This window comes from Ralstonia insidiosa (assembly GCF_008801405.1).
Lineage (GTDB): Bacteria > Pseudomonadota > Gammaproteobacteria > Burkholderiales > Burkholderiaceae > Ralstonia > Ralstonia insidiosa.
This window is the reverse complement of the sequence record NZ_VZPV01000001.1, coordinates 2,852,696-2,878,512: the sequence shown is the minus strand read 5'-3', so window position 1 is coordinate 2,878,512 and position 25,817 is coordinate 2,852,696. Positions and strand designations below refer to the sequence as shown.

Annotated in this window: 28 protein-coding genes; 14 read left to right on the top strand and 14 right to left on the bottom strand. The window is 63.4% G+C overall.

Translation table 11 applies throughout. From position 1 onward, the window contains the following. The first annotated feature begins 93 nt into the window (after positions 1-93). Positions 94-1,878, top strand: coding sequence for an acyl-CoA dehydrogenase (locus F7R11_RS13655; protein WP_064804399.1), 1,785 nt, complete (start codon positions 94-96; stop codon positions 1,876-1,878). 66 nt (positions 1,879-1,944) lie between these two features. Here F7R11_RS13655 and F7R11_RS13650 read toward each other — a convergent pair whose 3' ends face one another. Then, positions 1,945-3,363, bottom strand: a complete 1,419-nt coding sequence (locus F7R11_RS13650) for a cytochrome P450 (RefSeq protein ID WP_064804397.1) — start codon at positions 3,361-3,363, stop codon at positions 1,945-1,947. Positions 3,364-3,476: 113 nt separating this feature from the next. Between F7R11_RS13650 and F7R11_RS13645 the strand changes: the two genes are divergently transcribed. Beyond that, positions 3,477-4,400 carry a helix-turn-helix domain-containing protein gene (locus tag F7R11_RS13645; RefSeq protein WP_064804395.1) on the top strand — a complete coding sequence of 308 codons (924 nt, stop codon included), beginning with the start codon at positions 3,477-3,479 and terminating at the stop codon, positions 4,398-4,400. A gap of 58 nt (positions 4,401-4,458) precedes the next feature. Here F7R11_RS13645 and F7R11_RS13640 read toward each other — a convergent pair whose 3' ends face one another. Continuing rightward, positions 4,459-5,748 carry a D-amino acid dehydrogenase gene (locus F7R11_RS13640; RefSeq protein WP_064804393.1) on the bottom strand — a complete coding sequence of 430 codons (1,290 nt, stop codon included), beginning with the start codon at positions 5,746-5,748 and terminating at the stop codon, positions 4,459-4,461. A gap of 122 nt (positions 5,749-5,870) precedes the next feature. Here F7R11_RS13640 and F7R11_RS13635 point away from each other — a divergent pair, with 122 nt between their 5' ends. From F7R11_RS13635 to F7R11_RS13625, 3 genes are all read left to right on the top strand, one after another. Then, positions 5,871-6,368 carry an Lrp/AsnC ligand binding domain-containing protein gene (locus tag F7R11_RS13635; RefSeq protein WP_064804391.1) on the top strand — a complete coding sequence of 166 codons (498 nt, stop codon included), beginning with the start codon at positions 5,871-5,873 and terminating at the stop codon, positions 6,366-6,368. 72 nt (positions 6,369-6,440) lie between these two features. Continuing rightward, positions 6,441-8,060, top strand: a complete 1,620-nt coding sequence (locus tag F7R11_RS13630) for an alkaline phosphatase D family protein (RefSeq protein ID WP_064804389.1) — start codon at positions 6,441-6,443, stop codon at positions 8,058-8,060. An 82-nt stretch (positions 8,061-8,142) separates the two neighbouring features. Further along, on the top strand, positions 8,143-9,276 hold the full coding sequence (locus F7R11_RS13625) for a PA0069 family radical SAM protein (protein ID WP_064804387.1): 1,134 nt from the start codon (positions 8,143-8,145) through the stop codon (positions 9,274-9,276). Here the strand turns inward: F7R11_RS13625 and F7R11_RS13620 are convergent, their stop codons facing one another. The 4 genes from F7R11_RS13620 to F7R11_RS13605 all read right to left on the bottom strand — a co-directional run bounded on the left by F7R11_RS13620 (position 9,277) and on the right by F7R11_RS13605 (position 11,902). After that, positions 9,277-9,732, bottom strand: coding sequence for an NINE protein (locus tag F7R11_RS13620; protein ID WP_021195492.1), 456 nt, complete (start codon positions 9,730-9,732; stop codon positions 9,277-9,279). Between the two features lie 191 nt (positions 9,733-9,923). Continuing rightward, positions 9,924-10,106 (bottom strand): hypothetical protein, encoded by a 183-nt coding sequence (locus F7R11_RS13615; protein ID WP_021195491.1) that lies wholly within the window; start codon positions 10,104-10,106, stop codon positions 9,924-9,926. A 131-nt stretch (positions 10,107-10,237) separates the two neighbouring features. Then, positions 10,238-10,636 (bottom strand): hypothetical protein, encoded by a 399-nt coding sequence (locus tag F7R11_RS13610; protein WP_064804385.1) that lies wholly within the window; start codon positions 10,634-10,636, stop codon positions 10,238-10,240. A gap of 192 nt (positions 10,637-10,828) precedes the next feature. After that, positions 10,829-11,902 carry a PQQ-dependent sugar dehydrogenase gene (locus tag F7R11_RS13605; RefSeq protein ID WP_064804383.1) on the bottom strand — a complete coding sequence of 358 codons (1,074 nt, stop codon included), beginning with the start codon at positions 11,900-11,902 and terminating at the stop codon, positions 10,829-10,831. Between the two features lie 145 nt (positions 11,903-12,047). On the opposite strand from F7R11_RS13605, the gene rpsP reads away from it, so the two are divergent. From rpsP to F7R11_RS13575, 6 genes are all read left to right on the top strand, one after another. Continuing rightward, positions 12,048-12,302 (top strand): 30S ribosomal protein S16, encoded by a 255-nt coding sequence (gene rpsP, locus F7R11_RS13600; RefSeq protein ID WP_021195488.1) that lies wholly within the window; start codon positions 12,048-12,050, stop codon positions 12,300-12,302. Positions 12,303-12,447: 145 nt separating this feature from the next. After that, complete coding sequence (rimM, locus tag F7R11_RS13595; RefSeq protein WP_064806373.1) at positions 12,448-12,996, top strand: ribosome maturation factor RimM; 549 nt, start codon at positions 12,448-12,450, stop codon at positions 12,994-12,996. 23 nt (positions 12,997-13,019) lie between these two features. Next, positions 13,020-13,808, top strand: a complete 789-nt coding sequence (gene trmD / locus F7R11_RS13590; RefSeq protein WP_064806371.1) for a tRNA (guanosine(37)-N1)-methyltransferase TrmD — start codon at positions 13,020-13,022, stop codon at positions 13,806-13,808. Positions 13,809-13,881: 73 nt separating this feature from the next. Further along, positions 13,882-14,268: a 50S ribosomal protein L19 gene (gene rplS, locus F7R11_RS13585; protein WP_064806370.1), complete on the top strand. Its 387-nt coding sequence runs from the start codon at positions 13,882-13,884 to the stop codon at positions 14,266-14,268. A gap of 107 nt (positions 14,269-14,375) precedes the next feature. Beyond that, entirely contained in the window at positions 14,376-15,068 is a 693-nt protein-coding gene (locus F7R11_RS13580; RefSeq protein WP_064804381.1) for a CoA pyrophosphatase, read from the top strand. Between the two features lie 96 nt (positions 15,069-15,164). Next, entirely contained in the window at positions 15,165-16,106 is a 942-nt protein-coding gene (locus F7R11_RS13575) for a CobD/CbiB family protein (RefSeq protein WP_064804379.1), read from the top strand. Positions 16,107-16,133: 27 nt separating this feature from the next. On the opposite strand, the gene F7R11_RS13570 is transcribed toward F7R11_RS13575, so the two are convergent. The 3 genes from F7R11_RS13570 to F7R11_RS13560 form a co-directional block, all read right to left on the bottom strand. After that, positions 16,134-16,448, bottom strand: a complete 315-nt coding sequence (locus F7R11_RS13570) for a hypothetical protein (protein WP_064804377.1) — start codon at positions 16,446-16,448, stop codon at positions 16,134-16,136. A gap of 103 nt (positions 16,449-16,551) precedes the next feature. Beyond that, positions 16,552-17,502, bottom strand: a complete 951-nt coding sequence (gene rsgA, locus F7R11_RS13565) for a ribosome small subunit-dependent GTPase A (RefSeq protein ID WP_064804375.1) — start codon at positions 17,500-17,502, stop codon at positions 16,552-16,554. Beyond that, entirely contained in the window at positions 17,499-18,755 is a 1,257-nt protein-coding gene (locus F7R11_RS13560; protein WP_064804373.1) for a M48 family metallopeptidase, read from the bottom strand. Before F7R11_RS13560 ends, rsgA begins: the two co-directional genes overlap by 4 nt. 171 nt (positions 18,756-18,926) lie before the next feature. Between F7R11_RS13560 and orn the strand changes: the two genes are divergently transcribed. Next, positions 18,927-19,484: an oligoribonuclease gene (gene orn / locus F7R11_RS13555; RefSeq protein WP_233177020.1), complete on the top strand. Its 558-nt coding sequence runs from the start codon at positions 18,927-18,929 to the stop codon at positions 19,482-19,484. Positions 19,485-19,489: 5 nt separating this feature from the next. Here the strand turns inward: orn and mog are convergent, their stop codons facing one another. Both mog and yjgA read right to left on the bottom strand, forming a co-directional pair. After that, on the bottom strand, positions 19,490-20,137 hold the full coding sequence (gene mog / locus F7R11_RS13550; RefSeq protein ID WP_064804371.1) for a molybdopterin adenylyltransferase: 648 nt from the start codon (positions 20,135-20,137) through the stop codon (positions 19,490-19,492). Next, positions 20,134-20,751 (bottom strand): ribosome biogenesis factor YjgA, encoded by a 618-nt coding sequence (gene yjgA, locus F7R11_RS13545; RefSeq protein ID WP_272481880.1) that lies wholly within the window; start codon positions 20,749-20,751, stop codon positions 20,134-20,136. The genes mog and yjgA overlap by 4 nt, the downstream gene beginning before the upstream one ends. Before the next feature lie 81 nt (positions 20,752-20,832). Between yjgA and pmbA the strand changes: the two genes are divergently transcribed. Beyond that, positions 20,833-22,206 (top strand): metalloprotease PmbA, encoded by a 1,374-nt coding sequence (gene pmbA, locus F7R11_RS13540; RefSeq protein ID WP_064804368.1) that lies wholly within the window; start codon positions 20,833-20,835, stop codon positions 22,204-22,206. 67 nt (positions 22,207-22,273) lie between these two features. On the opposite strand, the gene F7R11_RS13535 is transcribed toward pmbA, so the two are convergent. After that, positions 22,274-22,777 carry a dihydrofolate reductase gene (locus F7R11_RS13535; protein ID WP_064804365.1) on the bottom strand — a complete coding sequence of 168 codons (504 nt, stop codon included), beginning with the start codon at positions 22,775-22,777 and terminating at the stop codon, positions 22,274-22,276. After that, on the bottom strand, positions 22,774-23,568 hold the full coding sequence (locus tag F7R11_RS13530) for a thymidylate synthase (protein ID WP_064804363.1): 795 nt from the start codon (positions 23,566-23,568) through the stop codon (positions 22,774-22,776). The genes F7R11_RS13535 and F7R11_RS13530 overlap by 4 nt, the downstream gene beginning before the upstream one ends. Positions 23,569-23,777: 209 nt before the next feature. On the opposite strand from F7R11_RS13530, the gene F7R11_RS13525 reads away from it, so the two are divergent. Then, positions 23,778-24,788, top strand: coding sequence for a threonine dehydratase (locus F7R11_RS13525; RefSeq protein WP_064804361.1), 1,011 nt, complete (start codon positions 23,778-23,780; stop codon positions 24,786-24,788). Here the strand turns inward: F7R11_RS13525 and F7R11_RS13520 are convergent. Next, entirely contained in the window at positions 24,785-25,480 is a 696-nt protein-coding gene (locus tag F7R11_RS13520; protein WP_021195472.1) for a TerC family protein, read from the bottom strand. The two genes, F7R11_RS13525 and F7R11_RS13520, sit on opposite strands and share 4 nt — an antisense overlap. Positions 25,481-25,817 lie beyond the last annotated feature (337 nt).

Sequence of the window (25,817 nt, the reverse complement as noted above, 5' to 3'; positions counted from 1 at the left end):
GCTTTTTTGTACGCGAGCGCTATCAGGAGAGCGTGTCATGCACCTCGGTGATGAGCTGTCCTGATCGCACTTAACGAAGCATTGGAGAGAGACATGACCTATCAAGCCCCCGTCAAGGACATGCTGTTCGTGATGAACGAACTCGCAGGCCTGGACAACGTCGCCAAGCTGCCCGGCTTTGAAGATGCCACCGCCGACACCGCACAGGCGGTGCTGGAAGAAAGCGCGCGCTTTACCGGTGAAGTCGTCGCGCCGCTGAACGTGGAGGGCGACCGCAACCCGAGCAGCTGGAAGGACGGCGTTGTCACGGCCACCGCTGGTTTCAAGGAAGCCTTCGCGCAGTTCGGCCAGGGTGGCTGGCAGGGTGTGCAGCACCCGGTGGAATACGGCGGCCAGGGCCTGCCCAAGCTGATCGCCACGGCGTGCATCGAGATGTTGAACGCGGCCAACCTGTCGTTCGCGCTGTGCCCGTTGCTGACCGACGGCGCCATTGAAGCCTTGCTCACGGCCGGCACCGAAGAACAGAAGCAGTTGTTCGTGCCCAAGCTCATCTCGGGCGAGTGGACCGGCACGATGAACCTGACGGAGCCGCAGGCCGGTTCCGACCTGGCACTCGTGCGCACGCGCGCCGAGCCGGTGGGTGACGGCACGTTCAAGATCTTCGGCACGAAGATCTTCATCACCTGGGGCGAGCACGACATGGCCGAGAACATCGTCCACCTCGTGCTGGCGCGCACGCCGGGTGCGCCGGAGGGCGTGAAGGGCATTTCGCTGTTCGTGGTGCCGAAGTTCATGGTCAACGCAGACGGCTCGCTGGGTGCACGCAACGATGCACATTGCGTGTCGATCGAGCACAAGCTCGGCATCAAGGCGAGCCCGACGGCCGTGCTGCAATTCGGCGACAACGGTGGCGCCATCGGCACGCTGGTCGGCGAAGAGAATCGCGGCCTGGAGTACATGTTCATCATGATGAACGCCGCGCGCTATGCGGTGGGCATGCAGGGCATTGGCGTGTCGGAGCGCGCGTACCAGAAGGCCGTGGCCTATGCGCGTGAGCGTGTGCAGAGCCGCCCGGTGGATGGTTCGGCGGCCAAGGCGGTGGCGATCATTCATCACCCGGATGTGAAGCGCATGCTGCTGACGATGCGCGCCATGACGGAAGGCGCTCGCGCGCTGGCCTACGTGGCCGCCGCCGCGTGCGATGCCGGCCACCATGCTGCCGATGACGCTGCGCGCAAGCAGAACGAAGCGCTGTACGAATTCCTGGTGCCGGTCGTGAAGGGCTGGAGTACCGAGATGTCGATCGACGTGACCAGCCTGGGTGTGCAGGTGCACGGCGGCATGGGCTTCATCGAAGAGACGGGCGCCGCGCAGTTCTACCGTGATGCGCGCATCCTGCCGATCTACGAAGGCACCACGGCCATCCAGGCGAATGACCTGATCGGCCGCAAGACGGTGCGTGATGGCGGAGCGGTGGCACTGGGTATCTGCGCGGAAATCGCCAAGGTGGAAGCGGCGCTGGCTGCGAAGGGTGGCGCGCATTGCGAAGCGATGCGTGCGCGTCTGGCGGCGGGCCGCGAGGCGATGGAATCGGTGGTGCGCTTTGTGGTGGCGCAGACCAAGGCCCAGCCGAACGCCGTGTTCGCGGGCAGCGTGCCGTATCTGCGCCTGTGCGGCATCGTGCTGTCGGGCTGGCAGATGGCGCGTGCATTGCTGGTGGCCATCGACCGCGAGAGCGAAGATCCGAACTTCTACGGTGCGAAGATCGCCACGGCGCGCGTGTTTGCCGATGTACTGCTCACGCAAGCGCCTGGCATTGCGCAGAGCGTGCTGACGGGTGGCGAGACCATCGGTGCGGTGCCGGAAGTGCAGTTCTAAGCGGCATCAACGTGTGTGAAGAAAAGGGAGGCTTCGGCCTCCCTTTTTGCTGGTGCGTTGCTAACGTCAAGCCGGCGCAATTGCCAGGTGCAACGGCTGATCGGGCCGCAGCGTGACGTTCATCACTGGGCGTGGCGGCTGCATGTTGTCCGGCACGGACAACGTGAAACGCTGCAGCAGCATCGCCGCAATCACCGTCATCTCAGACATGGCCAGATGCTGCCCAAGGCAGACGCGCGGGCCGGTGCCAAAGGGTAGGTAGGCACCGCGTGCGCGTGGCAGCTCAAGGGCATCGAGCGCAAAACGTTCCGGGCGGAACGCCAGCGGCTCGGGGAACCAGCGCGGGTCGTGGTGCATCACTTGCACCGGAATCAGGAACATGGTGCGCGCAGGCAATTGCCACGTGCCCAAGGTGATGGGCCGGGTGCTTCGCCGGCTGACGAGCACCGGGGCAGCCGGGTAGAGGCGCAGTGTCTCCTTGATCGTCTGTGTGAGGTAGGGCAGCGAGGCCAGCGTGTCCGGGCTCGGTGTGCGGCCCTGCAGTGTTTGCTGGACCTCCCTGCGCGCAAGGGCCTGCGCAGCCGGGTTCGACGCCATGCACCAGGCCCACCAGATCAGTGTAGCTGCGGTGGTTTCATGCCCTGCCAGGAACGCGGTCATGCATTCGTCGCGTACGGCGTGCAGGGGCCATGCGGTGGGGGCATCCCGATGCAGCTGTAGCAGGCGGGTCAGCAGATCGTCGGGCCAGGCGTCTTGCGGCTGGGCCAATCGCGCTTGGAGGTGACGGTCGATCAGGCCGTGCAGTGCAGCCCGAGCACGCCGTTTTGCGCGCTTCCAGGGCACCCAGTCCGGTGAGCTTGCGGGCCAGTAGAACTCTGCATTGGCGGCGGCACTGACGACGCGGATGGCTTGCTCCGCGATGCGAGCCTCCTCGCCAATCTCGCTTGAAAACATCATCCGTGTAATGACGTCCATGGCGAGCGAGGTGATCGCGCTCTCGATCGGCCAGCGCATATCGTGCTTTGGCCACTGTGCGAGTGCTTTCTCGGTGGCGGCGCTGATCGTGGGCACGAAAGCTTGGACAGCCTTGGGGGAGAAGTTCGGCTGCATGGCGTGTCGCTTGCCACGCCAGGCTTCGCCCTCGGCAATCAGTACGCTGTGCCCGTGCAGCTGTGCAAACACGTGCATGCCGCGCTCCCAGCGGACGAGCGCATCGTGATGCGTCACCAGCAGCTCGCGCACGAGTGTTGGGTCTGAGACGACGATTTCGTGTTCAGGCCAGAAGCGCAGATGCACAACATCGCCGAACTCGCGCTGCCATGCTGCCAGCGTCCCCAGCAAGTCACGCGACATGCGGGCGAGCAGGCTCCAGCCAGTCAGCGAGGTGGATGGGCCCGGCGGCCAAATGCCGCGCGGATGGGCGGCGGGTGTGGGCGATGCGTCCTTTGCGTGGAAAGGGCATTGGCCGGAAGTGGTCGGGTTCATCTGGGTCTCCAGGTGTATCTGGACATGTCTGACATTGTTCGCTTGGCGGCGTGACCTGTCTTGAACGCAAACGACATCGACACCTGTCCGGCACCTGCCTATACTGCGCCGCCATGTCCTCACAATTCGAGTGCCCGGATCCCCTCGCGCGAGCGCCACGTGTTGTACGCGATGGCCGCGTACCGGATACGCGGCTGCATCTTGCGCCGCCTGCTTTGCAGGGCGCCATCGTGGCCATTCTGTGCCGTGACACGCGGGGCGTTGCGTTGACCGATGCGCAGCGCCTGTCTCATTTTCCTGCGTCGCCCATGGTGTCGCTGTCGTGGTTTCAGGGCATCGATGCAGGGCTTGTCGAGCGTACGGATGACGGACCGCAATGGCGGCCGTTTGGTACGGCGGCGGTGCTGTCAGGCAGTCAATCCCTGCCTACAGTAACGTGGGCACCGACCACTGGGCGTGGCGGCATGATCTGCTTGACGGCAGATGTCGCGCAGACCTTGTTCGGCGTCGACATGGCTGTGGCAGCGGACCGCTTTGTCGACGCCTATGCCGTACTGGGCGCCGTCTGGCATCCGTTGCTGGATGCGTTGCTCGATACCCATGACGATGCGGCTGTGCTGGCTGTACTGGAGCAGCATCTTGCTGCGCGCTGGCACGCGCTACAGGGACAGGACACGATGGTGTCGTCGCTGCGCAGAGCAGGTCGGCATTGGGTCCAGCGTCTGGCATGGCAGGCACATGAGTGGCGGCGCACACAGAGTCCACGCCAAGTGGAGCGACGCATCAAGACCTTCAGCGGACGGTCTTTGCGCGAGTGGCAAGCCCTGGTGAAAACCGAAGGCGTCTATTTTGCCGCGATGGATCGGCACGCAGCCGGTGTACCGTTCGATTGGGCCGCACTGGCCCAGGATGAAGGGTTTGCCGACCAGGCGCATTTCAGCCGTACGGCCAAGCGCATCACGGGCTTTTCCCCAAGTGAGTTTGTCGAGCGCTTTGTCGAAGACGAGGCCTTCTGGGCGTACCGGCTGTGGGTTTGAGCAGGCAAAAAGAAAGGGAGGCTTCGGCCTCCCTTTCTCATGGCGATGGCGTACCCGATCAGGCCAATGCGGGCTTGGTCGCAGGCATCGGCGCACCGCCCAGATAGCGATACACCGACAGATCATCTGCGCGTATGGCAGGCGAGCGGCCCGACACCAGATCCGACAGCAGCTTGCCCGAGCCGCAGGCCATGGTCCAACCCAGCGTACCGTGGCCGGTGTTGAGCCACAGGCCGCGCACCGGCGTTTGGCCGACGATCGGCGTGCCGTCCGGCGTCATCGGGCGCAGGCCGGTCCAGAACGAAGCACGCGACACATCGCCGGCGCCCGGGAACAGATCGTTGACCACGAATTCCAGCGTGTTGCGCTTGCCCGGGTCCAGGCGCTTGTCGTAGCCGACGATCTGCGCCATGCCGCCCACGCGGATGCGGTCGTCGAAGCGCGTCACGGCCACCTTGTAGGTCTCGTCCAGGATGGTGGAGACAGGGCTCTTGTCCGCATCCGTCATCGGTACGGTGATCGAAAAGCCCTTGAGCGGATACACCGGCACGTTCACCAGGTTCTTCAGGAACGGCGAGCTGTAGCTGCCCAGCGCCACGACCACGAGGTCAGCGTCGATCGGCTGGCCGTCGACCAGCGCACCGCGCACAGCGTCGTTCTTGATGATCAGGCTATTGATGGTGCGGTTGAAATGGAAACGCACGCCCAACTGTTCGGCCATCGCGGCCAGGCGCGTGGTGAAGAGCTGGCAATCGCCCGTTTCGTCATTGGGGAGGCGCAAGCCACCGGCCAGCTTGTGGCGGGTCGAGGCCAGGCCTGGTTCACTGCGCACGAGGTCTTCGCGCGAAAGCAGTTCGTAGGGCACGCCGGCGCGCTCGAGCACGGCGATGTCGTTCGCGGCGCCGTCGAGTTGCTGTTGCGTGCGGAAGATTTGCAGCGTGCCTTGTTGGCGGCCTTCGTAGGCGATGCCGGTGTCGGCGCGCAGGTCGCGGATGCAGTCGCGGCTGTATTCAGCCAGGCGGACCATCCGTTCCTTATTCTGCGCATAGCTGGCGGCGTCGCAGTTGCGCAGCATCTGCCACATCCACTTGAGCTGGAAGAGGGTGCCATCGGGGCGGATGGAGAGCGGCGCGTGCTTCTGGAACATCCACTTGATGGCCTTGAGCGGTACGCCTGGTGCAGCCCACGGCGATGCATAGCCCGGCGAGATCTGTCCGGCATTGGCAAAGCTCGTCTCCAGCGCCGGACCGGCTTCACGGTCGACAACGGTGACTTCATGGCCGGCGCGGGCCAGGTAATAGGCGCTCGTCACGCCGATCACGCCACTGCCAAGAACGAGCACGCGCATGGTGATACTCCCCGGGAATGCATTTACGATAGATGTCGCTATCGTATTCGCACATAACCAGCAATTGTTTCTGTATATTTTCAGGAAACAGGAACAACTTCGATTTTGGAGCGTTTTCGTTCATGCGAACCCAGCGCAAGCCCGTCCGGGCCCTCGACAAGCTCGACCGCCGCATCCTCGACCTGCTGCAAAAGGACGGGCGGCTCTCGATGAAGGAGCTGTCCGAGGCCGTCGGGCTGACCATCACGCCGTGCATCGAGCGCGTCAAACGCCTGGAGCGCGAGGGCTTCATCCTCGGCTATTACGCACGGCTCAATCCGGCCATGCTAGGCGCGTCGCTGCTGGTGTTCGTGGAGATCAGCCTGGGCAGCAAGGCCGGCAACATGTTCGAGCAGTTCCGGCGCGAGGTGCTGCGCATTCCCGAGGTGCTGGAGTGCCACTTGGTCTCGGGCGATTTCGATTACCTCATCAAGGCGCGCATCCGCGAGATGAGCGAATACCGCCGCCTGCTCGGCGACATCCTTTTGCAGCTTCCGGGCGCAGTGCAGTCCAAGAGCTACATCGTGATGGAGGAGATCAAGGAGACCCTCGCCATCGACGTGACGGAAGAGGGCGGGTGACGTAGCGCTGTCACGGAAGCGACTTACGCTGGGCGGCACCCTCACCACTCAACGCCAACCTGCGGAGCCGCCATGTCCGACCAGCCGATCTTCAAACCGACCCGCCGCACGCTGATCAAGGGTCTTGTCTCCGCCAGCGGCACTGCGCTGCTCGGCTCGCGCATGGGTGACGTGCTGGCCCAGGGCGTCGCGCCCGCCGCAGTCACTTCCGAGCGTCTGCGTCCGCAACTACCCGGCGGCGTGATGAGCGGCGACATCACCGCCAACAGCGCCATCGTCTGGAGCCGCACTGACCGCCCGGCGCGCATGATCGTCGAATATTCGACCGATGCCGCCTTCAAGAAGGTCGTGCGCCGCGTTGGCCCGACGGCCATCGAAACCAGCGGACTGACGGCGCGTGTCGATCTCACTGGCTTGCCTGCTGGTGCCAACCTGTTCTACCGCGTCCGCTTCCAGGATCTCGTGCACGAGAAAGCGTTCAGCGAGCCCGTTGTCGGCCGCTTTCATACTGCGCCGGTGCATGCCAACCGCCCGATCTGTTTCGTGTTCTCTGGCGACGAAGCGGGCCAGGGCTGGGGCATCAACGAGCGCTTCGGCGGCTATCGCCTGTACGAAGCCATGCGCCGTGAGTCGCCCGATTTCTTCATCCACTCCGGTGACCAGATCTACGCCGACGGCCCGATCGAAGCCGAGGTGAAGCTGCCCGATGGCTCGCTGTGGACGAATCTCACGACCGAAGCGAAGTCGCACGTCGCACAGACACTGGACGACTACCGCGGCGCCTTCGCCTACAACCAGCTCGACAAGAACAAGCGCGCGTTTGCTGCCGAGGTGCCGTTCCTCGTGCAGTGGGACGACCACGAAGTGCGCAACAACTGGTACCCCGGCCAGCAGATCGGCCCAGAAGAAAAGCGCTATCAAGAACGCAGCGCATCCGTACTGGCCGCCCGTGCAAAGCAGGTGATGTTCGAGTACAACCCGTTCCGCTTCAACCCGGTCGACCCGGAGCAGATCTATCGCGCGTTCCAGTACGGCCCGCTGCTCGACGTTTTCATGCTGGATGAGCGCAGCTATCGCGGCCGCAACTCACCGAACCGCCAGACCACGCTGGATGCCGATGCCGCCTTCCTCGGTCCGAAGCAGACGGCGTGGCTCAAGCAATCGCTCAAGCAGTCGAAGGCGACGTGGAAGGTGATTGCCAGCGACATGCCGATCTCGCTGGTGGTGCCCGATCTGAACCCGGACGTGCCCAAGGGCACCTACGAAGCGTGGGCGAATGCCGATGACGGTGCGCCGTCCGGCCGCGAGCTGGAGCTGGCCGAGATCCTGCGCTTCATCAAGCAGGAGAACATCCAGAACGTGGTGTGGGTGACGGCCGACGTGCACTACGCGCAGGCCACGTACTACCACCCATCGCGCGCCAAGTTCACGGAGTTCAAGCCGTTCTGGGAATTCGTCGGCGGGCCGATCAACGCCGGCACGTTCGGCCCGAACGAGGTCGACCAGACCTTCGGGCCGGACCTGCGCTACGTCAGCATCCCCAAGGACAATCCGCAGAACCAGTCGCCGGCTGCGCTGCAGCAGTACTACGGGCGCGCAAAGATCGATCCGGCCACGCGCACGATGCACGTGTCGCTGCATGATCTCGACGGCACATCGCTCTGGGACGTGAAACTCGACCCGGAGGCGTAGCCAACGCCACCCACAGCGCAGCGGAGCCGGATGCGATAGGATCAGCAAGCCCCCGCATCCGATCCATTCCGCTGTGTCCGACATGTCTGATCGCCGCGTCCCCCGCAAGGGGCGCGGCGCCACTTCCAATCTGCAAGGCCGCTTCGAACGCGATGAACGCACGCGCGTCGATGACGGCTGGCAGCCGCTCGTCGGGCAGCTCGATCCGGAAGACGCGCCGCCACGCATCGAGACCACGGTCTCCGTTGAGCGTGCGCGCTCGATCCTGAGCCACAACCAATCGCCGGACATTCCGTTTGGCGTGTCGCTCAACCCGTATCGCGGCTGCGAACACGGTTGCGTGTATTGCTTCGCGCGGCCTACGCACGCGTACCTTGAGCTATCGCCGGGCCTCGATTTCGAGACCAAGCTGTTCGCCAAAACGAATGCTGCCGAGGTGCTGCGTGAGACATTGGCCAAGCCCGGCTACCGCTGCGAGGCCATCGCGCTGGGCGTGAATACCGACGCGTATCAGCCGATCGAGCGCGAGTTGCGCATCACGCGCGACGTGCTCCAGGTGTTGCACGATTGCGATCACCCGGTCGGGCTGATCACCAAGTCGACGTTGATCGAACGCGACATCGATCTGCTCGCACCGATGGCCGCAAAGAACCTCGTCGTCGCAGCAGTCACCATCACGACACTGGACTCGGAGCTTGCGCGCAAGCTCGAGCCGCGCGCAGCCACGCCATCTCGCCGCCTGCGCACGATCCGTACGCTCGCCGAAGCCGGAATTCCGGTAGGAGTGAGCGTCGCGCCGATGATCCCGTTCATCACCGACGATCACATGGAGCAGATTCTTGAAGCCGCACGCGAGGCGGGCGCCACGTACGCGAGCTACATCGTGCTGCGTTTGCCGAATGAGCTGAACGCGGTGTTTCAGGATTGGCTGATGGCGCATTTTCCCGACCGCGCACAACGCGTGATGAATCGCATCCGCGATCTGCACGGCGGCCAGGACTACAAGGCGGATTTCAGTACGCGCATGCGCGGCACAGGCATCTGGGCCGATCTGCTGCGACAACGCTTCTACAAGGCCGCCGACAAGCTCGGCTACCGTTATCACCGCTATAACGAGTTGGTGCTCGACACCTCGCAGTTCAAACCGCCCGAACGTGCAATCAGCGCCGTCAAGCCGAGAAAGCCGGTCGACGAGCGCCAGGGCAGCCTGTTCTGATTACTGCGACAGCTCTTTCGCTGCCTGCACCTGCGTCTCAAAATACGTCTGGAAGGTGATGGCGAGGCCGGCCATCAGCAGGCCGGTACCGATCATCAGCGTGAGGATGGTCAGCATCACGACGGGCCAGCCGGATTGCGTGGGCGTGCCGTCGGCATTGAACTGCGCATCCCACTTGTCGTCCGGGCGTAGGCCATACACCAGCGCCGACAGGAACCCCGCCAGCAATGAAGCGCCGCCGATGATCGCGCAGATCCAGCCCGGCACGCTGGCGCGCTGGGTCGACAGCAGGAGTGCCACGCCAACCGCGCCGAGCACCATGGCAAAGACTTGCGACCACGCCCAGAAGTCGCGTCCGCCTTTGAGATAGAAACGATGCGCGCCCACGCTCCCGAACAAGAAGGCGAGCAGTACGGTCAGCAGCTTGGATTTTTTCTGAAGAGCGGTCGTAGGCATGGCAGGCGGAGAACACACGGCAAGACAACACAGCGCCGCGCATTCTACGCCCAACATGAACCGCGACGCAGCCTAGGGGCGGCACCGGGGGGCGCGTCTCAAGGACGCATCAGCAATCGGGGGAGGTGGCCTTCAGTTCGGCCGGACGCGCACAGCGTTGCGATGGGGCTGTGGCGGGGAGGGCAGGGGCGCTAAATCGGAACCAGACGCAGCGACGGCACGTTCATCGAAGCCGTCAGGTCTTGCAGCAGTTGGGGCGCTTGTTGGCGCAGGCTGACTTCGCCGTAGAGCAAGTGGGCAAGCATCAGCATGAAGGCCGAGGTCCATATCAGACCCAGCAGAAGCCGCACATGGCGGTGGAGTTGGGACAGCATTGAAGCACCTGTTGTCGTTGTGATTGGTGTGATGGTGGAGGCACACCAAACGTGTGCCACCTACCATTCAATACGACTGAGGTGCGTCGGGCAAGTTCCGCGATGTGAAATGCGGCGGGCTTGCGCGGCGGTCAGCCCCGGCGCGAGCCGCGCCATTCACCGCCCCGGTCGCCGTTGCCGCGCTCTTGGTGCATGCGCTCGCGTTCCTGCTGCTGCCAGTCACCACGGCCGCCGCCGTCGCGGGGCTGGACGCGGCCGTTGAGGCGGTCATCTGCGCGCGCACGCGCTTCCATGCGCTCCATCTGCGCGCGGATGCGGGCTTGGTCAGCGCGCGCATCGACAAAGAACATCTGCGCCACCATGGGGCGCGCTTGCGCCGCAGCATTGGCGGGTTGCGTCCATGTCGGCATGGCGGTTTCTGCGAAGGCAACGGCGGCCTGACGCGCCGATGCGTTGGCTGCCAGGGCGCCCGCAGAGGCGGCGATCAGAACACCTGTCGCCAAGGGGCGAAGCAATGCGCGGATCGGCATGGCTATCTCCTGTCTGACGAGGGTTCGAAAGCGCCACGTACCGCCTTTGTTCCAGCTTGAGCGAGAGAGCAGCAGCACGTGTTCATGCCTGTCAATGTAAGGCTTCACTCAGGTCGCATCCACTGTCCAAAGGTTTCCTATGTAACGAGATGTTTCCCGCACGCGTTGCCCAGGCGGTAGGCGACGCTTGCATCATTTCCCGATGTAGCGGATGCGGTACACGGCACCAGCGTAATCGTCCGCCACGAGCAGGCTGCCATCCGGTGCGACGAGCACGTCGGCCGGGCGGCCCCATACGCTCTGACCTTGCAGCCAGCCTTGCACGAATGGCTCTTGCCGGATGACCTTGCCCGTTTCATCCAGCACCACACGCATCACGCGATAGCCGACCTTGGACGAACGATTCCACGAGCCATGCTCTGCAATGAAGATGCTGTTGCGATACTCGGCCGGGAAACTGCTGCCGGTGTAGAACCGCATGCCGAGCGCTGCCACGTGCGCGCCCAGCTTGGCAACCGGCGGTATGTAGTTGCTACAAGGGTGACCCGCACCGAACTCCGGATCAGGAACATCGCCGGCATGGCAGAACGGATAGCCGAAATGCGGGTTGGGCGCGGTGATGCGGTTGAGCTCGTCGTCGGGTACGTCGTCGCCCATCATGTCGCGGCCGTTGTCGGTGAACCACAGCTCGTGTGTCTTCGGATGCCAGTCAAAGCCGACCGTGTTGCGGATGCCGCGCGCGACCAGTTCCAGGCCGCTACCGTCCGCGTTCATGCGCATCAGGTTGGCGTAACGGTTTTCATCGGGGTGACAGATGTTGCAGGGTGCGCCCACTGGCACGTACAGCTTGCCATCGGGGCCGAAGGCGATGAATTTCCAGCCGTGATGCGTCTCTGTGGGCAGCTTGTCGTTGACGACCACCGGCTCGGGCGGATTGTCGAGGCGCTTGTCGATGCCATCGAGTCGCACGATGCTCGACACGGCCGACACATACAGGCTGCCGTCACGCCAGGCCACACCTACGGGCTGTTGCAGGCCGGAAGCCACCACATGCACTGGCGCACCAGGTTTCTGCAGCGACATCGCGTAGACTTTGCCCGCGCGGCTGCCCACATACAGCGTGCCCGCCGGGGAGATCACCATCTCACGTGCCGATGGCATCTCATCGGTCAACACCTCAATCTGGAAGCCCGGAGGCACGTGCAGCGTTTCGACTGGCAACGTGGCCATCGCCGGCAATGCCGCGCCAAGCCAAGTTGCGAGCACAGTGGCGGTCCGTATGTACCGCCTGCGCCACGCAGGCAGCCCATCGTTTAGCCGCGCCCAGTCTAAGTGTTTGTTTGGTCTGGAAAATTGCGCTATACTCGAGTGTTTCTCTGTACGCATACTCAGTTTTTCAAGGAATAGATCCATGGTCGTGATCCGTCTGGCCCGCGGTGGCTCCAAGAAGCGCCCGTTCTTCAACATCGTTGCGACCGACTCGCGTAACCGCCGTGATGGCCGTTTCATCGAGCGCGTCGGTTTCTACAACCCGCTCGCCAAGGATGGCGAAGAAGGTCTGCGCCTGGTGCAAGACCGTCTGGCCTACTGGCAAGGCGTTGGCGCTCAGCTGTCGCCGACGGTTGCCCGTCTGGTGAAGCAAGGCGCTGCCAAGGCTGCTGCCTAAGTTTTAGCATGCGTCGATCGACGGTGCCGTCTGAGCACATTCTGCTGTGACGCGCGCTGCATCGGCGCCGCATCGCGCACATAAGGGCCCTGTGGCCGTTGCAACGCAGGCGACCTCGCAAAAGGTGGCTGAGCGTTTGCAAGCCATGTGCCCGGGTGCGGGCACCACGCTGCCTGACGATCTCGTCGAGGTCGGCTATGTAGGTGGTGCCTATGGAATTCGCGGCTGGATCAAGGTCCAGCCGCACGGCGAAGCCGACGCGTTGCTCAACGCTCGCACCTGGTGGCTCAAACCGGCAGCAGGTGCAGTCGAAGTGTCGACGGACTGGCGGGTGTTTCCCGTTGGAACGTCGCGCGAGCATAGCGGTACGGTGGTGGCAGGTTCGCCTGCCGTGCCGGATCGCAATGTCGCCGAGGCGCTGCGCGGCTGTGTCGTGTGGGTTAGCCGTGCCGATTTTCCTGCGCCAGATGACGACGAGTTCTATTGGGTCGATCTGATCGGCGCTACCGTCGTCAACGAACAGCAGGAAACGCTCGGCACGGTGACGGGGCTGATCGACAACGGTGCGCACCAGATTTTGCGCATTGTGGGCGAAGGTGACGTCGAGCGGCTCGTGCCGTTTGTCGAGGTTTACGTGAAGTCGGTGGATGTGGCTGGTCAGCGCATCGTCGTCGACTGGGGTCTGGATTACTGAACATGCGGCCGGAGAATTCGGCGATGCAGTTCGACGTCATCTCGCTGTTTCCGGACATGTTCCGGGCGCTGACGGACTGGGGTATCACCAGCCGCGCAGCCAAGCAGCAGGTGTACACGTTGCGCACCTGGAACCCACGCGACTTCACGACGGACAACTACCGTACCGTGGACGACCGGCCTTACGGCGGCGGCCCTGGCATGGTGATGTTGGCCAAACCGCTGGAAGCCGCGCTGGATGCGATTCGCGAGGCGCAAGCGCCCGCAGCATCGCATGTGGTGCTGCTCTCACCGCAGGGCAAGCCGCTTACGCACAAGCGAGTGATGGAGTTGGCGCAGTTGCCGGCGCTCACGCTGCTGTGCGGGCGTTACGAGGCGATTGATCAGCGTTTGGTTGACCGCCGCGTGGACGAGGAAATCAGCCTTGGCGATTTCGTCCTCTCCGGTGGTGAGCTTGCGGCAATGGCCATCATCGATGCGGTGGTGCGGCAGTTGCCCGGCGTGCTGGGCGATGCGCAGTCGGCGGTGCAAGACAGCTTCGTCAACGGCTTGCTGGACTGCGCGCATTACACGCGGCCGGAAGAGTACGAAGGTGTGCGTGTGCCCGATGTCTTGCTGGGCGGCCACCACGCCGAGATTGAGAAGTGGCGCCGTCAGCAGGCGCTGTTGAATACGATGCGCAAGCGCCCCGATCTGATCGAGGCGGCGCGCAAGCAAGGTTTGTTGTCCCGCAGCGATGAGGCTTTCCTCGCTGCCGCGGCGACGACGGCAAAGGGGTCGGATGCTTCCATACCGGGAGCCTCGACCAAGTGATGTTCCCATCCTCTACCGGGGCCACGGTCAATTGACCAGGCAAAACGCCGGCATGATGGTCAAGGAGAAAAAGATGAATCTCATCGAGCAAATCGAGCAGGAAGAAATCAAGCGCCTGACGGCCAACAAGACGATCCCTCCGTTCGCCCCTGGCGACACCGTGATCGTCAACGTGAACGTCGTTGAAGGCACCCGCAAGCGTGTGCAGGCGTATGAAGGCGTCGTGATTGCCAAGCGCAATCGTGGCCTGAACTCGTCGTTCATCGTTCGCAAGATCTCTTCGGGCGAAGGCGTGGAGCGTACGTTCCAGCTGTACTCGCCGCTGCTGGCTAGCATCGAAGTGAAGCGTCGCGGTGATGTGCGCCGTGCGAAGCTGTACTACCTGCGCCAACGCTCGGGCAAGTCGGCACGCATCAAGGAGAAGCTGACCTTCAAGCGCAAGGAAACCGCTGCAGCATAATCTGCGCGCGTTGCGAAAAGGCACCTTCGGGTGCCTTTTTTCTCTTTTGGGGTGGAAGATTGTCCCATCTCGCGTTTCCCGTGTACGACAGATCCGTTTTTCATCCAATGCGCCGTCCTGTATTTGATCCAGAGCAGTTGCCGGTGGTGCCGACTGAGGCATCTTTGCCGGCGCTCGGGGCTGCGCGGCTGACGGCTGGATTTGTGCGCGAACGATTGCGCACGCAACCGGACTGGCAACCGGAGCAGACGGACGAATCCCGGCTGATCGACGCGTCGATCAAGTTGCGGGAGGCTGCCGTGCTGGTGCCGCTGGTGCAGCGCGATGCCGGTCTGATGGTGCTGCTGACGCAGCGCAATGCGTCGCTCAGTCAGCATGCCGGGCAGGTTAGTTTTCCCGGTGGAGGGCGCGAAGCCTTCGATCGAGACATGGTCGACACGGCGCTGCGCGAGACGATGGAAGAGGTCGGTATCAGTGCGGATCACATCGACGTGGTTGGCCGCCTGCCGGACTACATCACCGGCACGGGGTTCCACGTGAGCCCCATTGTTGGGTTGTTGACACCGGATTTCACGCTACAGCCGGACCCCAGCGAAGTGGCCGAGGTGTTCGAGGTGCCGCTCGCTTTTCTGATGGACCCGGCCAACCACCAAGTGCGTGAACTGCGCTGGGAAGATCGCGTGCGCCGTTTTTATGCAATGCCTTATCGGGCATCCGGACAGCGCGATGGCGGCTACCACTTCATCTGGGGCGCGACAGCGGGCATGCTGCGCAACCTGTATCACTTGCTGGCAGCGTAGCGTACGCGTCACTGTGCGCTGTTGCGCGCACGCCGTGTGCTATCGTCTTGCACATCGCATTCATGGCGTGATGCACGCCTTCGCAACGCCTCTCCAATGACTTTTTTCTCCGTACTCTGCGCGCTGATCCTCGAGCAGTTCCGTGCGCTCAGCCGGGACAACCCGATCTACGATGTCGTGCGCGCTCTCGCTGCGCGGGCGGAAGAATGGTTCGACACCGGGCAGCGTCGTGATGCCGTGCTGGCTTGGTGTGTGGTCACGCTACCGGCAGTCGTTGTCGTGGCGCTGGTGCACTACCTGCTGTCGTCGATCAGCATCGGGCTGGCGTTCCTGTGGAATGTGGTGATGGTCTACCTGACCCTCGGCTTCCGCCAGTTCAGCCACTACTTCACCGATATTCATGAGGCGCTGCGCGGCGATGATGTTGTCACCGCGCGGCTGCTTCTCAATGAGTGGTCGGGACTGGATACGACCGACATGCCTGTCAACGAGATCGTTCGCCATACGCTGGAGAACGCGATCGTTGCGGCGCATCGCCACGTGTTCGGCGTGTTTTTCTGGTTCCTCGTGCCGATTGGGCCGGCAGGTGTGGTGCTCTATCGTGGTGCCGAATATCTGGCCCGCCACTGGAGCGAGCCGTCGATGGAGCGTAGCCCGGCGCTGGGGCTGTTCGCACGCCAGGCGTTCTTCATCATCGACTATGTCCCTGCGCGTCTGACGGCTATCGGCTTCGCTATCGTCGGTGATTTTGAAGATGCGGTGTACGCATGGCGCAACCGTGCCGCCAAGTGGAGCGACGAGGTCGACGGCATTCTGCTGGCAGCTGGCGGCGGAGCGCTGGGTGTCCGCCTGGGCACGCCGATCGCGCAACGCGACTCGGCCGAAAGCATCGCCGATGAGGACGGTGCCTATCCGATGGAAGTGGGGCAGGAGCCCACTGTGCGTACGCTGCAGTCGGCCGTGGGGTTGGTGTGGCGCGCGGTGGTGCTGTGGATGCTGCTGCTGGCGATGCTGTCGATCGCCGTGTGGCTGGGCTGATCCGCAGGCCTTATTGATACGCCGCCGTCAGGCGGCGTCTTCACGATCCTTGCCGCAGCGCCAGCATTGGGCGAACTGCGGCTCGTGTATCTCCCCGCAATGTACGCAGCGCCAGGCCGGGCCCGTCGGCGGATGACGGGCCTGATCGAGCAGTGTCTGTGCCTGCGCTTCCTGTTCCGGATTCACCAGCCAGACTTGCGCTGCGCAATCCTGCGGAGGAACGTCGCCTGCAACGCTGCTCAGATAGATGTTGCGCAGCTCGGTGCGGATGCCTGCAGCGGACAGCACGTTTTGCCAGTGCGCCGCCATGCCGAGCGATGGACTGCTGATCAACAGCTTCATCCCAGCCTCCCCGAAAAACCTGCTCGCGATTTTGCTGCGCGGCCCGGTCTTGTCTTTGCCCGCTCGCTACGGATCGTGAACAGACGCTAACGTTGATGCGACCTTACCAGGGTTTCTGTTGCTCTGATTCGTGCAGCAGTTGCGCGTAGAGCTGGTGCCGGCGCGGATCGATCTTGCCGCAGGCCACGCCTTCCAGAATGCCACAGCCGGGTTCCTGTAGGTGGCGGCAGTTATAAAAGCGGCACTCGGTCAGGCGCGGTCGGAATTCAGGGAAGGCGCGCTCCAGCATGCCTTCGCTCAGGTGGTGCAGGCCGAATTCCTGGAAGCCCGGCGAGTCGATCAGCACGCCGCCCTGGCCCCAGTCAGCCGGCAGGTGATAGAGCCGTGTGAACGTGGTCGTGTGCTTGCCGGAATCGAGCTTCTCGGAGATCTCGCGCGTTTGTGCATCGACACCCGGAATCAACAGATTCAGCAGCGACGACTTGCCCATGCCCGACTGCCCGATCAGGATCGAGGCACGCCCAGCGACATGCGGTTCCAGCGCGGCATGGGCGGCTTCCGGTGCGCCATGCACCGTCAATTCCACGATCGTGTAGCCGAGTTCCCGATACAGCGCCAGGCGCGAGCGGGCCGTCTCTAGTCGTGAGGTCAGGTCGATCTTGTTGAGCAGGATCAGCGGCGTAATACCAAGCGATTCAGCAGCGACGAGCGCGCGGCCGAGCAGGTCTTCAGAAAAGCTCGGTTCGGTGCCGAGCATGATGATGACCTGATCCAGGTTGGCCGCCAGCACCTTGGACTTGAACTGGTCGGAGCGGTGCAGCAGGTTGCGGCGCTCATCCACACGCACGACCACGCCTTGATCGACGGCGGTGGCCTCGTAGACGACGTGGTCGCCAACCGCGCATTCGCTGCGCTTGCCGCGTGGGAAACACTGCAGGTAGCCACCGCCTTCGCGTTCAACGAGGTAGTGGCGGCCATGTGCTGCGATGACGAGGCCGCGCTCTCCTGCGGCCTGTTGCTTCTGACCCGTGCGGCCCGGCTTGCCGCGCGTCATGCTCCGGCCTGCACGAGGCGTTCCACGCGCTGCGACGCTGTCGGGTGCGAGTAGTAGAACGTCGAGTAGATTGGGTCGGGCGTGAGCGTGGATGCGTTGTCCTGGAACAGCTTGACCAGTGCCGAGACGAGCTGTTTGGCGTCAGCATGCTCCGCGGCGAAGGCGTCGGCTTCGTATTCATCCTTGCGCGACGACAGGCTTGCCACCGGCGACACGAAGAATGTGAACACCGGCAAGACCAGGAAGAACAGCATCAGCGCCAGCGCGTGGTTGTCAGAGAACAGGTTGGGCGCGACACCCAAGCCCAGGTAGAACCACGTGCGCGTCATCAGCCAGCCGAGCAGCGCCAGCGCGCCCAGGCTCAGCACGAATGTCACGGCGATGCGCTTGGTGATGTGGTGGCGCTTGAAGTGACCAAGCTCATGCGCGAGCACGGCTTCCATCTCGGGCGGGTTCAGGCGTGCGAGCAGCGTGTCGAAGAAGACGATGCGCTTGGTGGCGCCAAAGCCACTGAAATAGGCGTTGCCGTGCGCACTGCGGCGGCTGCCGTCCATGACGAACAGGCCCTTGCTGGCGAAGCCGCAGCGCTTGAGCAGGCCTTCGATGCGGGCGCGCATCTCTTCGTCCTGCAGTGGCGTGAACTTGTTGTAGAGCGGGGCGATGACGTTCGGGTAAATAGCCTGCACGAACAGCATGAAGGCCATCCACACGATCCACGTGTAGAGCCACCAGTAGGTGCCCATCTTGTCCATCAGCCACAGCACGGCCAGCAGCAGAGGCAGGCCCAGCACGGTGCCGATGGCCAGGCCCTTGAGATTGTCAGCGAGCCAGAGCTTCCACGTCATGCGGTTGAAGCCGAAGCGTTCTTCGACCACAAACTGCGCGTACAGCGAGAACGGCAACTCGATCACGCTGCTGATGACGATGACCGACGCAATCAGCGCCACGCCATACGCATAGCCGGGCCCGAACACGCCCAGCCAGGCCTGGTTGATCCAGTTCAGCCCACCGAGCAGTGTCAGTGCGATCAGCAGGGCGGCCTGCACTGGCACTTCCAGCATCGCCAGACGGGTGCGGGCGATGGTGTAGTCGGCGGCCTTGTGGTGCATGTCCAGCGTGATGGATTCGGCAAACTGCGCTGGCACGGCGTCACGGTGGCGCGCCACGTGACGGATCTGCCGCGCGGCCAACCACAGGCGTGTGGCGGACATCAAGACAAGGGCGATCAGGAAGACGACGGTAAAGGCGGGCATGTGGGCGACGACACTAAACGGGGAAACACCTATCAGATATGCGAAAATTATAGCCTTCAGTCATTTTCTCAAGGCATTCGCGTGAGTACCCCAGTTTCCCAGTCCGCCGCTTCCCCCTCGACCCCCAACCGTGTTGCCGCCAAGAGCGACAACAACCTGGTCTGGCTCGACATGGAGATGACCGGCCTGAGCCCCGAGAACGATCGCATCATCGAAGTGGCCGTGGTGGTGACGGATTCGGAGCTGAACGTGCTGGCCGAAGGCCCGGTGCTGGTGATCCACCAGTCGGACGAACTGCTCGACGGCATGGACGCCTGGAACAAGGGCACGCACGGCCGCTCGGGCCTGATCGACAAGGTCAAGGCATCGACCACCACGGAAGCCGAAGCGGAGGCCGAACTGCTGGCCTTCCTGAAGAAGTGGGTGCCGAAGAGCAAGTCGCCGATGTGCGGTAACTCCATCTGCCAGGACCGCCGCTTCATGGCGCGCTACATGCCCAAGCTGGAGGAGTACTTCCACTACCGCAACCTGGACGTCTCCACCCTCAAGGAGCTGTGCAAGCGCTGGCAACCGGCCATCGCCAAGGGCTTCACCAAGCACCAGCGGCACACGGCGTTCGCAGACATCATCGAGTCGATCGAAGAGCTGCGCTACTACCGCGAGCACTTCATCCGCGACGTACCGCAGACGCCGGACGCTGAAGCGCTGGCGTCGTCGGTCGCTCCTTAAGCGTCTTAGGCCTGCAACGGCTTTGCACGGACAGCGTGCTTGGGCCGCCAGGCCTTGACCACGCTGTCGTGCGTTTCGACGTACGGCCCGCCGATCAAGTCGATGCAATAGGGCACTGCGGCAAAGATGCCGGGCACCGTGGCGCGGCCTTCCACATCTTTCAGACCTTCCAGCGTTTCCTTGATGGCACGCGGCTGGCCGGGCAGGTTGATGATCAGTGCGGCGCGTGACGGCGTTTCGCGAATCACCGCCACCTGACGCGACAGAATCGCAGTCGGCACGAAATGCAGGCTGATCTGGCGCATCTGCTCGCCAAAGCCAGGCATGTCCTTGGTGGCGACGGCCAGCGTGGCCTCGGGCGTCACATCGCGGCGCGTCGGGCCGGTGCCGCCAGTGGTGAGCACCAGATCGCAGCCGGCGTGGTCGACCAGGTCGATCAGCGTTTCGGCAATCGTGGCCTGGTCATCCGGAATCAGTCGCTCCACGCCTTGCCACGGCGACGACAGTGCGTTGCCAAACCAGTCGCGCAGCGCCGGAATCCCTTCATCCTGATACGTGCCGGCCGAGGCGCGGTCTGAAATCGACACAAAGCCGACGATCAGTTCGTCGGGATGGCGGCGGGCCAGCGGGGAGGTGGGGGCGGAGGCGGTCATGCTTCGTCGTCTTCGGCTTCGGGTTGATCGGCGTCGTCGTCGTCGCGGGCATTGCCGTCCAGCGCTTGCTTGACCATCTGGAAAATCTCGCGCGACGACTTGGGCGGCTTGGCCAGTTGTGCTTCCTTGCGCGCATTGCGCACCAGCGTGCGCAGGGCCTGGACGTCCGTATCGGGGTGCGCGGCAATGAACTCGGTGACGGCATCGTCACTTGCGATCAGGCGGTCGCGCCAGCGCTCGATGGCGTGCAGACGCGCGGTTTCCGCCTTGGAGGCGCCCACGAAGGAGGCCATCACGCGGCGGATGGCTTCGACTTCTTCGTCGGTCAGGGCGCGCATCAGCTTGCCGATGTACTGCATCTGGCGGCGCTTGCCTTCGTGCGCGGTGGTGCGCTTGGCTTCGCGCAGGGCGTCGACCAGCTTCTCGGGCAGCGGCACCTTGGCGAGTTTGTCCTTGGGCAGCGCTTCCAGCGCCGTGCCCAGATCTTGCAAGGCGTTCACCTCGCGCTTGCGCTGCGATTTGCTCTTGGGCGTATCCGGATCGTCCTCGTCACCAATGTCCAGGCGCACGATGGGTTGCAGATACGTGGGGTTGTGTCGGGATGCTCGGCTCATGGCGCGCATTGTATCTTGCTATGATGGGCGCTTCCGCCGCTTGTGCCAAAATCGCGGCCCGTTTTCCCCCCTTGATTGCCTATGTCTCAAACGCTCGATTCCAAGACTGACACTGTGTTTGCCTACCGCCGCGAACAGCTCGAAGAGATGGCCCGCGATGTGCTGCGCGTCGCGCGCGAACTCGGTGCCACCGATGCCGCGACGGAAATCTCCGAAGGCCAGGGCCTGTCGGTCACGGTGCGCAAGGGCGAGATCGAGACCATCGAACAAAACCGCGACAAGATCGTCGGCGTGACGGTCATGCTGGGCAAGAAGCGCGGCAACGCCAGCACGTCGGATTTCTCGCCGGCGGCGCTGCGCTCCACGGTTGAAGCCGCCTACAACATCGCGCGCTTTACCGCCGATGACGACGCTGCCGGCTTGGCCGAAGAAGAGTTGCTGGAAAAGCATCCGCAAGACCTGCAACTCTATCACCCGTGGACGATTGACGCCGAAGCCGCTGTCGAAATCGCCCGCGCTGCAGAAGCCGCCGCATTTGCCGTGAGCCCGAAGATCCGCAATAGCGATGGTTCGAGCATCTCGGCGCAGCATTCGCACTTCGTGCTGGCCACCTCGCGTGGTTTCATGGCGGGCTATCCGTATTCGCGCCACTTCATTTCGGCCGCGCCGATTGCCGGTTCGGGGGCGCATATGCAGCGTGACGACTGGTATTCGTCCAAGCGCTCGCCCGAGGATCTGGCTGCGCCGGAAGCGATCGGCAAGTACGCCGCGGAACGTGCGCTGGCACGTCTGTCTGCGTGTCGGCTGACCACGCGCAAGTGCCCGGTGCTGTTCGAGGCGCCGTTGGCGGCAGGCTTGCTGGGCGCGTTTGTGCAAGCGGTGTCGGGCGGTGCGCTGTATCGCAAATCGACGTTCCTGCTCGATACGCTGGGCAAGGAAGTTTTCGCGCCGCACGTGCAGATCAAGGAAGACCCGCATGTGTTGGGCGGCATGGGCAGTGCGCCGTTCGACGAAGAAGGCGTGCGCACGAAGCGCCGCGACGTCGTGAAGAACGGCGTGGTCGAGGGCTATTTCCTGTCGACGTATTCCGCGCGCAAGCTTGGCATGCAGACGACCGGCAACGCCGGCGGCTCGCACAACCTGACGTTGTTCTCCGACAAGACGAAGCCGGAAGACGACTTTGCCGGCATGCTGCGCCGCATGGGCACGGGCCTGCTGGTGACCGAACTGATGGGCCAGGGTGTGAACTACGTGACGGGCGATTATTCGCGCGGCGCATCGGGTTACTGGGTCGAGAACGGCGTGATCCAGTATCCGGTGGAAGAGATCACCATTGCCGGCAACCTGGGCGAGATGTTCCGCCAGATCGTGGCCATCGGCGCGGACGCGCTGGTACGCGGCACGAAGGAAACCGGCTCGATCCTGATCGAACAGATGACGATTGCGGGCGAGTAAGTCGCTGTAGCCCAAATGAAAAACGCGCTCGAAACTGAGCGCGTTTTTTGTTGCCTGCGGCTGCGGGTTACTGCTCGTCCGATGGCGGTCGTTCGTATGTGACGAATGCGTAGTCGAAATCGTTGGGTGCGGGCGAGTGGTGCGTCTCGCGTGCAACCTCGTGCCAGACCTTCGGGTCCGGCGCCGGAAAGTGCGCATCGCCTTCGAAATCTGCGTCGATCTCGGTGACGATCAGGCGATCTGCGCTCGGCAAGGCATCTGCATACAGCTGCGCGCCACCGATCAGGAAGATCTGCTCGACGCCCACACACAGGCGCTGTGCATCTTCCAGCGAGTACGCAATCTCGCAGCCCGGCAGCTCCAGCTTGGCATTGCGCGTGACGACGATATTGCGCCGGCCCGGCAGCGGTCGGCCGATCGAATCGTATGTCTTGCGGCCCATCACGATGGGCGCGCCCATGGTGGTGCGCTTGAAGTGCGCGAGGTCTTCTGGCAGGCGCCAGGGCAGCGTGTTGTTGCGGCCGATCACGCCGTTGCGGGCGCGGGCGACGATCAGCGTGAGGATGGTCATACGGCGACGGGTGCCTTGATTGCGGGGTGGCTCTGGTAGCCGACGATCTCGAAGTCTTCGTACTGGTAATCGAAGATGCTCTCGGGCTTGCGCTTGATGTGCAGCTTCGGCAGCGGCAGCGGTTCGCGCGCGAGTTGCGTCTCCACCTGTTCGAAGTGGTTGTTGTAGAGGTGGCAGTCGCCGCCGGTCCAGACGAAGTCGCCCACATCCAGGCCGGTCTGCTGCGCCACCATGTGCACGAGCAGCGCGTAGCTGGCGATGTTGAACGGCACGCCGAGGAAGATGTCGGCGCTGCGCTGGTAGAGCTGGCACGACAGCTTGCCGTCGGCCACGTAGAACTGGAAGAACGCGTGGCAGGGCGGCAGCTTCATGCGCGGGATGTCGGCCACGTTCCAGGCCGAGACGATCAGCCGGCGCGAATCGGGGTTGCGTTTGATCTGCGCGATCAACTCGGCAATCTGGTCGATGTGTTCGCCGTTGGGCGTGGGCCACGAGCGCCATTGGGAGCCATAGACGGGGCCCAGTTCGCCGTCGGCATCGGCCCATTCGTCCCAGATCGTCACGCCGTTGTCCTGCAGCCAGCGCACGTTGGTCGAGCCCTGGAGGAACCACAGCAGTTCATAGACGATGGACTTGATGTGGACCTTCTTGGTGGTCACCAGCGGAAAGCCGTCCTGCAGGTTGAAGCGCATCTGGTGCCCGAACACGGAGCGCGTGCCGGTGCCGGTGCGGTCGGCTTTGTCGGTGCCATGTTCATAGACATGGCGCATCAGGTCGAGATAGGGCTGCATTGCGGCGGCAGGACGTGAAAAGCGAATGAGCCGCATTGTAACGTGAGCGACGCGGCATCGACTGTACCGGAGGTGTCCGGAAACTGGCCCGGTCAGAAGGGCGGCACAGTTTGACTGACAAGTCGCGCAATTGTCGATGTTCCTGGGCGGGGCAGGCGGGCAAGATAAGGCCATCGCTTCCAACTGTCCGCTGTCCGCTGGAGATTGCCATGTCACCCACGACCACCGCCGCTTCCCTCAACCGTGCTGCCGAACTGCGCCGTCTGCGCGCGGCCGCTGACGTTGTTCACGCGGTGATTCCGCCGACGCCGCAGTACTGCTGGCCGCTGCTCTCACAGGCCGTGGGCGCAGCGGTGTGGGTGAAGCATGAAAACCACACAGAAGTGGGTGCCTTCAAGGTGCGCGGTGGGCTGACGTATCTGCATGCATTGCGCCAGCGCGAGCCGGAGTTGCGCGGTGTGATCTCAGCAACGCGTGGAAACCACGGTCAGTCGATCGCACTGGCAGCGCGCCAGAGTGGCATGACGGCGACCGTTGTCGTGCCGCACGGCAACAGCGTGGAAAAGAACGCCGCCATGCGTGCGCTCGGCGCGGAGTTGATCGAAGCTGGGGACGATTTTCAGGCCAGCCGTGAGTTGGCCGCTGAATTGGCCGTCGAGCGTGGCCTGCACTATGTGCCTTCGTATCACGAGGATCTGGTCGCTGGGGTGGCGAGCTACTGGCTGGAATTCTTTGAGGCGGTGCCGCTGGACGTGGTCTACGTGCCGATCGGCATGGGTTCGGGCGTCTGCTCGGCGGTGGCTGTACGCGATGCGCTGGGGTTGTCCACGCGTATTGTCGGCGTTGTGTCTGCACATGCACGTTGCTATGAGCATTCGTTTGCCAGCGGTGCGGTCGTGTCGGCACCGGTGACGACGCTGCTGGCTGATGGCTTGGCGTGCCGCACGCCGGATGCGAAGGCGTTGGAGGTGATCCGCGCGGGCGTCGACGAGATTGTTGCCGTGACGGATGAGGCGGTAGCCGAGGCGATCCGCCTGTATTTCTCGACCACGCACAACGTGGCGGAAGGCGCCGCTGCCGCGGCCTTGGCGGCCGCATGGCAGCAGCGAGAGCAGATTGCTGGCTTGCACGGTTTGCGAGTGGGCCTGCCGCTGACCGGCGGCAACATCGACCGCGCCATGCTGGCGCGGGTCCTCGCCGGTCAGCCGATTGAGGCTTAAGCAGGCTGCTGCTGGCGGCGACGCTGCACCAGCCAGCCGCCGCCCAGCACGATCACGAACACCACGGCGTACACAGCCCACACCAGCGGACGTTGTTCTGCAAAGAAGGGCTTGAGAACCGGCTCGGCCACGATCATATGGGCGGCCGTATAAGCCAGCACAGCGGCACCGCCGTAGATGATGAGCGGGAAACGCTCAATCAGGCGCAGCACCACACCGCTGCCCCATACCACCACGGGCACGCTGATCAGTAGGCCCAACACCACCAGCAGGAAGCTGCCATGCGAGGCGCCGGCAATGGCGAGCACGTTGTCGATACCCATCACCGCGTCGGCGATGATGATGGTCTTCATCGCGCCCATCAGCGTGGTGCTGCCGGCGCCATGTTCATCACCGCCTTGGCCGTCGTCAGCCAGCAGCTTCCAGGCAATCCACACCAGCGCCAGACCGCCCACCAGCATCAGGCCGGGGATCTTCAGCAGCCACACCACAGCCAGCGTCATCAGCGCACGCACGACGATGGCACCCGCCGCCCCCCACATGATGGCTTTCTTCTGCAACTCAGGCGGCAGGTTGCGCGCGGCCAGCGCGATGAGGATGGCGTTATCGCCCGCGAGCACAAGGTCGATCACGATGATCGATGCCAGCGCGGCAGCAAACTGCATGGTGAAAATGTCAGACAACCATTCCATGGTGGCTCCAAGTCAAACAACAATAAAAACCGGTTGACCGAACGACATGGAAGGCTGGGGCGAGACGCTTTGCAGACCATGAAATCCGGTTGCAAAGGTCTTGCTCGACACAAACAGGTTTGGAACCTGCTGATGCCGACACGACCGGAGGCGCTTTTTTGCCTCGTCTTGACGATCGTGCCTGGGGCTGAAGAACCCCCGAGCTACTCCCCTTTGGGTGAGCCCGCATTATAGCGCAGGCGGTGATTGCTGCGGTGCGCAAATGCAACACCCGCATCACCGCGCGGCATAGGTGGCTTTTTGCAGCAGCGCGGGTGATTTTTACGTGATGCGTCAC

What these genes read in the sequence shown, in the direction of transcription:
- F7R11_RS13655 (WP_064804399.1), top strand. Translation starts at nt 94, where the DNA reads ATGACCTATCAAGCCCCCGTCAAGGACATGCTGTTCGTGATGAACGAA.
- F7R11_RS13650 (WP_064804397.1), bottom strand. Translation starts at nt 3,363, where the DNA reads ATGAACCCGACCACTTCCGGCCAATGCCCTTTCCACGCAAAGGACGCA.
- F7R11_RS13645 (WP_064804395.1), top strand. Translation starts at nt 3,477, where the DNA reads ATGTCCTCACAATTCGAGTGCCCGGATCCCCTCGCGCGAGCGCCACGT.
- F7R11_RS13640 (WP_064804393.1), bottom strand. Translation starts at nt 5,748, where the DNA reads ATGCGCGTGCTCGTTCTTGGCAGTGGCGTGATCGGCGTGACGAGCGCC.
- F7R11_RS13635 (WP_064804391.1), top strand. Translation starts at nt 5,871, where the DNA reads ATGCGAACCCAGCGCAAGCCCGTCCGGGCCCTCGACAAGCTCGACCGC.
- F7R11_RS13630 (WP_064804389.1), top strand. Translation starts at nt 6,441, where the DNA reads ATGTCCGACCAGCCGATCTTCAAACCGACCCGCCGCACGCTGATCAAG.
- F7R11_RS13625 (WP_064804387.1), top strand. Translation starts at nt 8,143, where the DNA reads ATGTCTGATCGCCGCGTCCCCCGCAAGGGGCGCGGCGCCACTTCCAAT.
- F7R11_RS13620 (WP_021195492.1), bottom strand. Translation starts at nt 9,732, where the DNA reads ATGCCTACGACCGCTCTTCAGAAAAAATCCAAGCTGCTGACCGTACTG.
- F7R11_RS13615 (WP_021195491.1), bottom strand. Translation starts at nt 10,106, where the DNA reads ATGCTGTCCCAACTCCACCGCCATGTGCGGCTTCTGCTGGGTCTGATA.
- F7R11_RS13610 (WP_064804385.1), bottom strand. Translation starts at nt 10,636, where the DNA reads ATGCCGATCCGCGCATTGCTTCGCCCCTTGGCGACAGGTGTTCTGATC.
- rpsP (WP_021195488.1), top strand. Translation starts at nt 12,048, where the DNA reads ATGGTCGTGATCCGTCTGGCCCGCGGTGGCTCCAAGAAGCGCCCGTTC.
- rimM (WP_064806373.1), top strand. Translation starts at nt 12,448, where the DNA reads ATGTGCCCGGGTGCGGGCACCACGCTGCCTGACGATCTCGTCGAGGTC.
- trmD (WP_064806371.1), top strand. Translation starts at nt 13,020, where the DNA reads ATGCAGTTCGACGTCATCTCGCTGTTTCCGGACATGTTCCGGGCGCTG.
- rplS (WP_064806370.1), top strand. Translation starts at nt 13,882, where the DNA reads ATGAATCTCATCGAGCAAATCGAGCAGGAAGAAATCAAGCGCCTGACG.
- F7R11_RS13580 (WP_064804381.1), top strand. Translation starts at nt 14,376, where the DNA reads ATGCGCCGTCCTGTATTTGATCCAGAGCAGTTGCCGGTGGTGCCGACT.
- F7R11_RS13575 (WP_064804379.1), top strand. Translation starts at nt 15,165, where the DNA reads ATGACTTTTTTCTCCGTACTCTGCGCGCTGATCCTCGAGCAGTTCCGT.
- F7R11_RS13570 (WP_064804377.1), bottom strand. Translation starts at nt 16,448, where the DNA reads ATGAAGCTGTTGATCAGCAGTCCATCGCTCGGCATGGCGGCGCACTGG.
- rsgA (WP_064804375.1), bottom strand. Translation starts at nt 17,502, where the DNA reads ATGACGCGCGGCAAGCCGGGCCGCACGGGTCAGAAGCAACAGGCCGCA.
- F7R11_RS13560 (WP_064804373.1), bottom strand. Translation starts at nt 18,755, where the DNA reads ATGCCCGCCTTTACCGTCGTCTTCCTGATCGCCCTTGTCTTGATGTCC.
- orn (WP_233177020.1), top strand. Translation starts at nt 18,927, where the DNA reads ATGGAGATGACCGGCCTGAGCCCCGAGAACGATCGCATCATCGAAGTG.
- mog (WP_064804371.1), bottom strand. Translation starts at nt 20,137, where the DNA reads ATGACCGCCTCCGCCCCCACCTCCCCGCTGGCCCGCCGCCATCCCGAC.
- yjgA (WP_272481880.1), bottom strand. Translation starts at nt 20,751, where the DNA reads ATGAGCCGAGCATCCCGACACAACCCCACGTATCTGCAACCCATCGTG.
- pmbA (WP_064804368.1), top strand. Translation starts at nt 20,833, where the DNA reads ATGTCTCAAACGCTCGATTCCAAGACTGACACTGTGTTTGCCTACCGC.
- F7R11_RS13535 (WP_064804365.1), bottom strand. Translation starts at nt 22,777, where the DNA reads ATGACCATCCTCACGCTGATCGTCGCCCGCGCCCGCAACGGCGTGATC.
- F7R11_RS13530 (WP_064804363.1), bottom strand. Translation starts at nt 23,568, where the DNA reads ATGCAGCCCTATCTCGACCTGATGCGCCATGTCTATGAACATGGCACC.
- F7R11_RS13525 (WP_064804361.1), top strand. Translation starts at nt 23,778, where the DNA reads ATGTCACCCACGACCACCGCCGCTTCCCTCAACCGTGCTGCCGAACTG.
- F7R11_RS13520 (WP_021195472.1), bottom strand. Translation starts at nt 25,480, where the DNA reads ATGGAATGGTTGTCTGACATTTTCACCATGCAGTTTGCTGCCGCGCTG.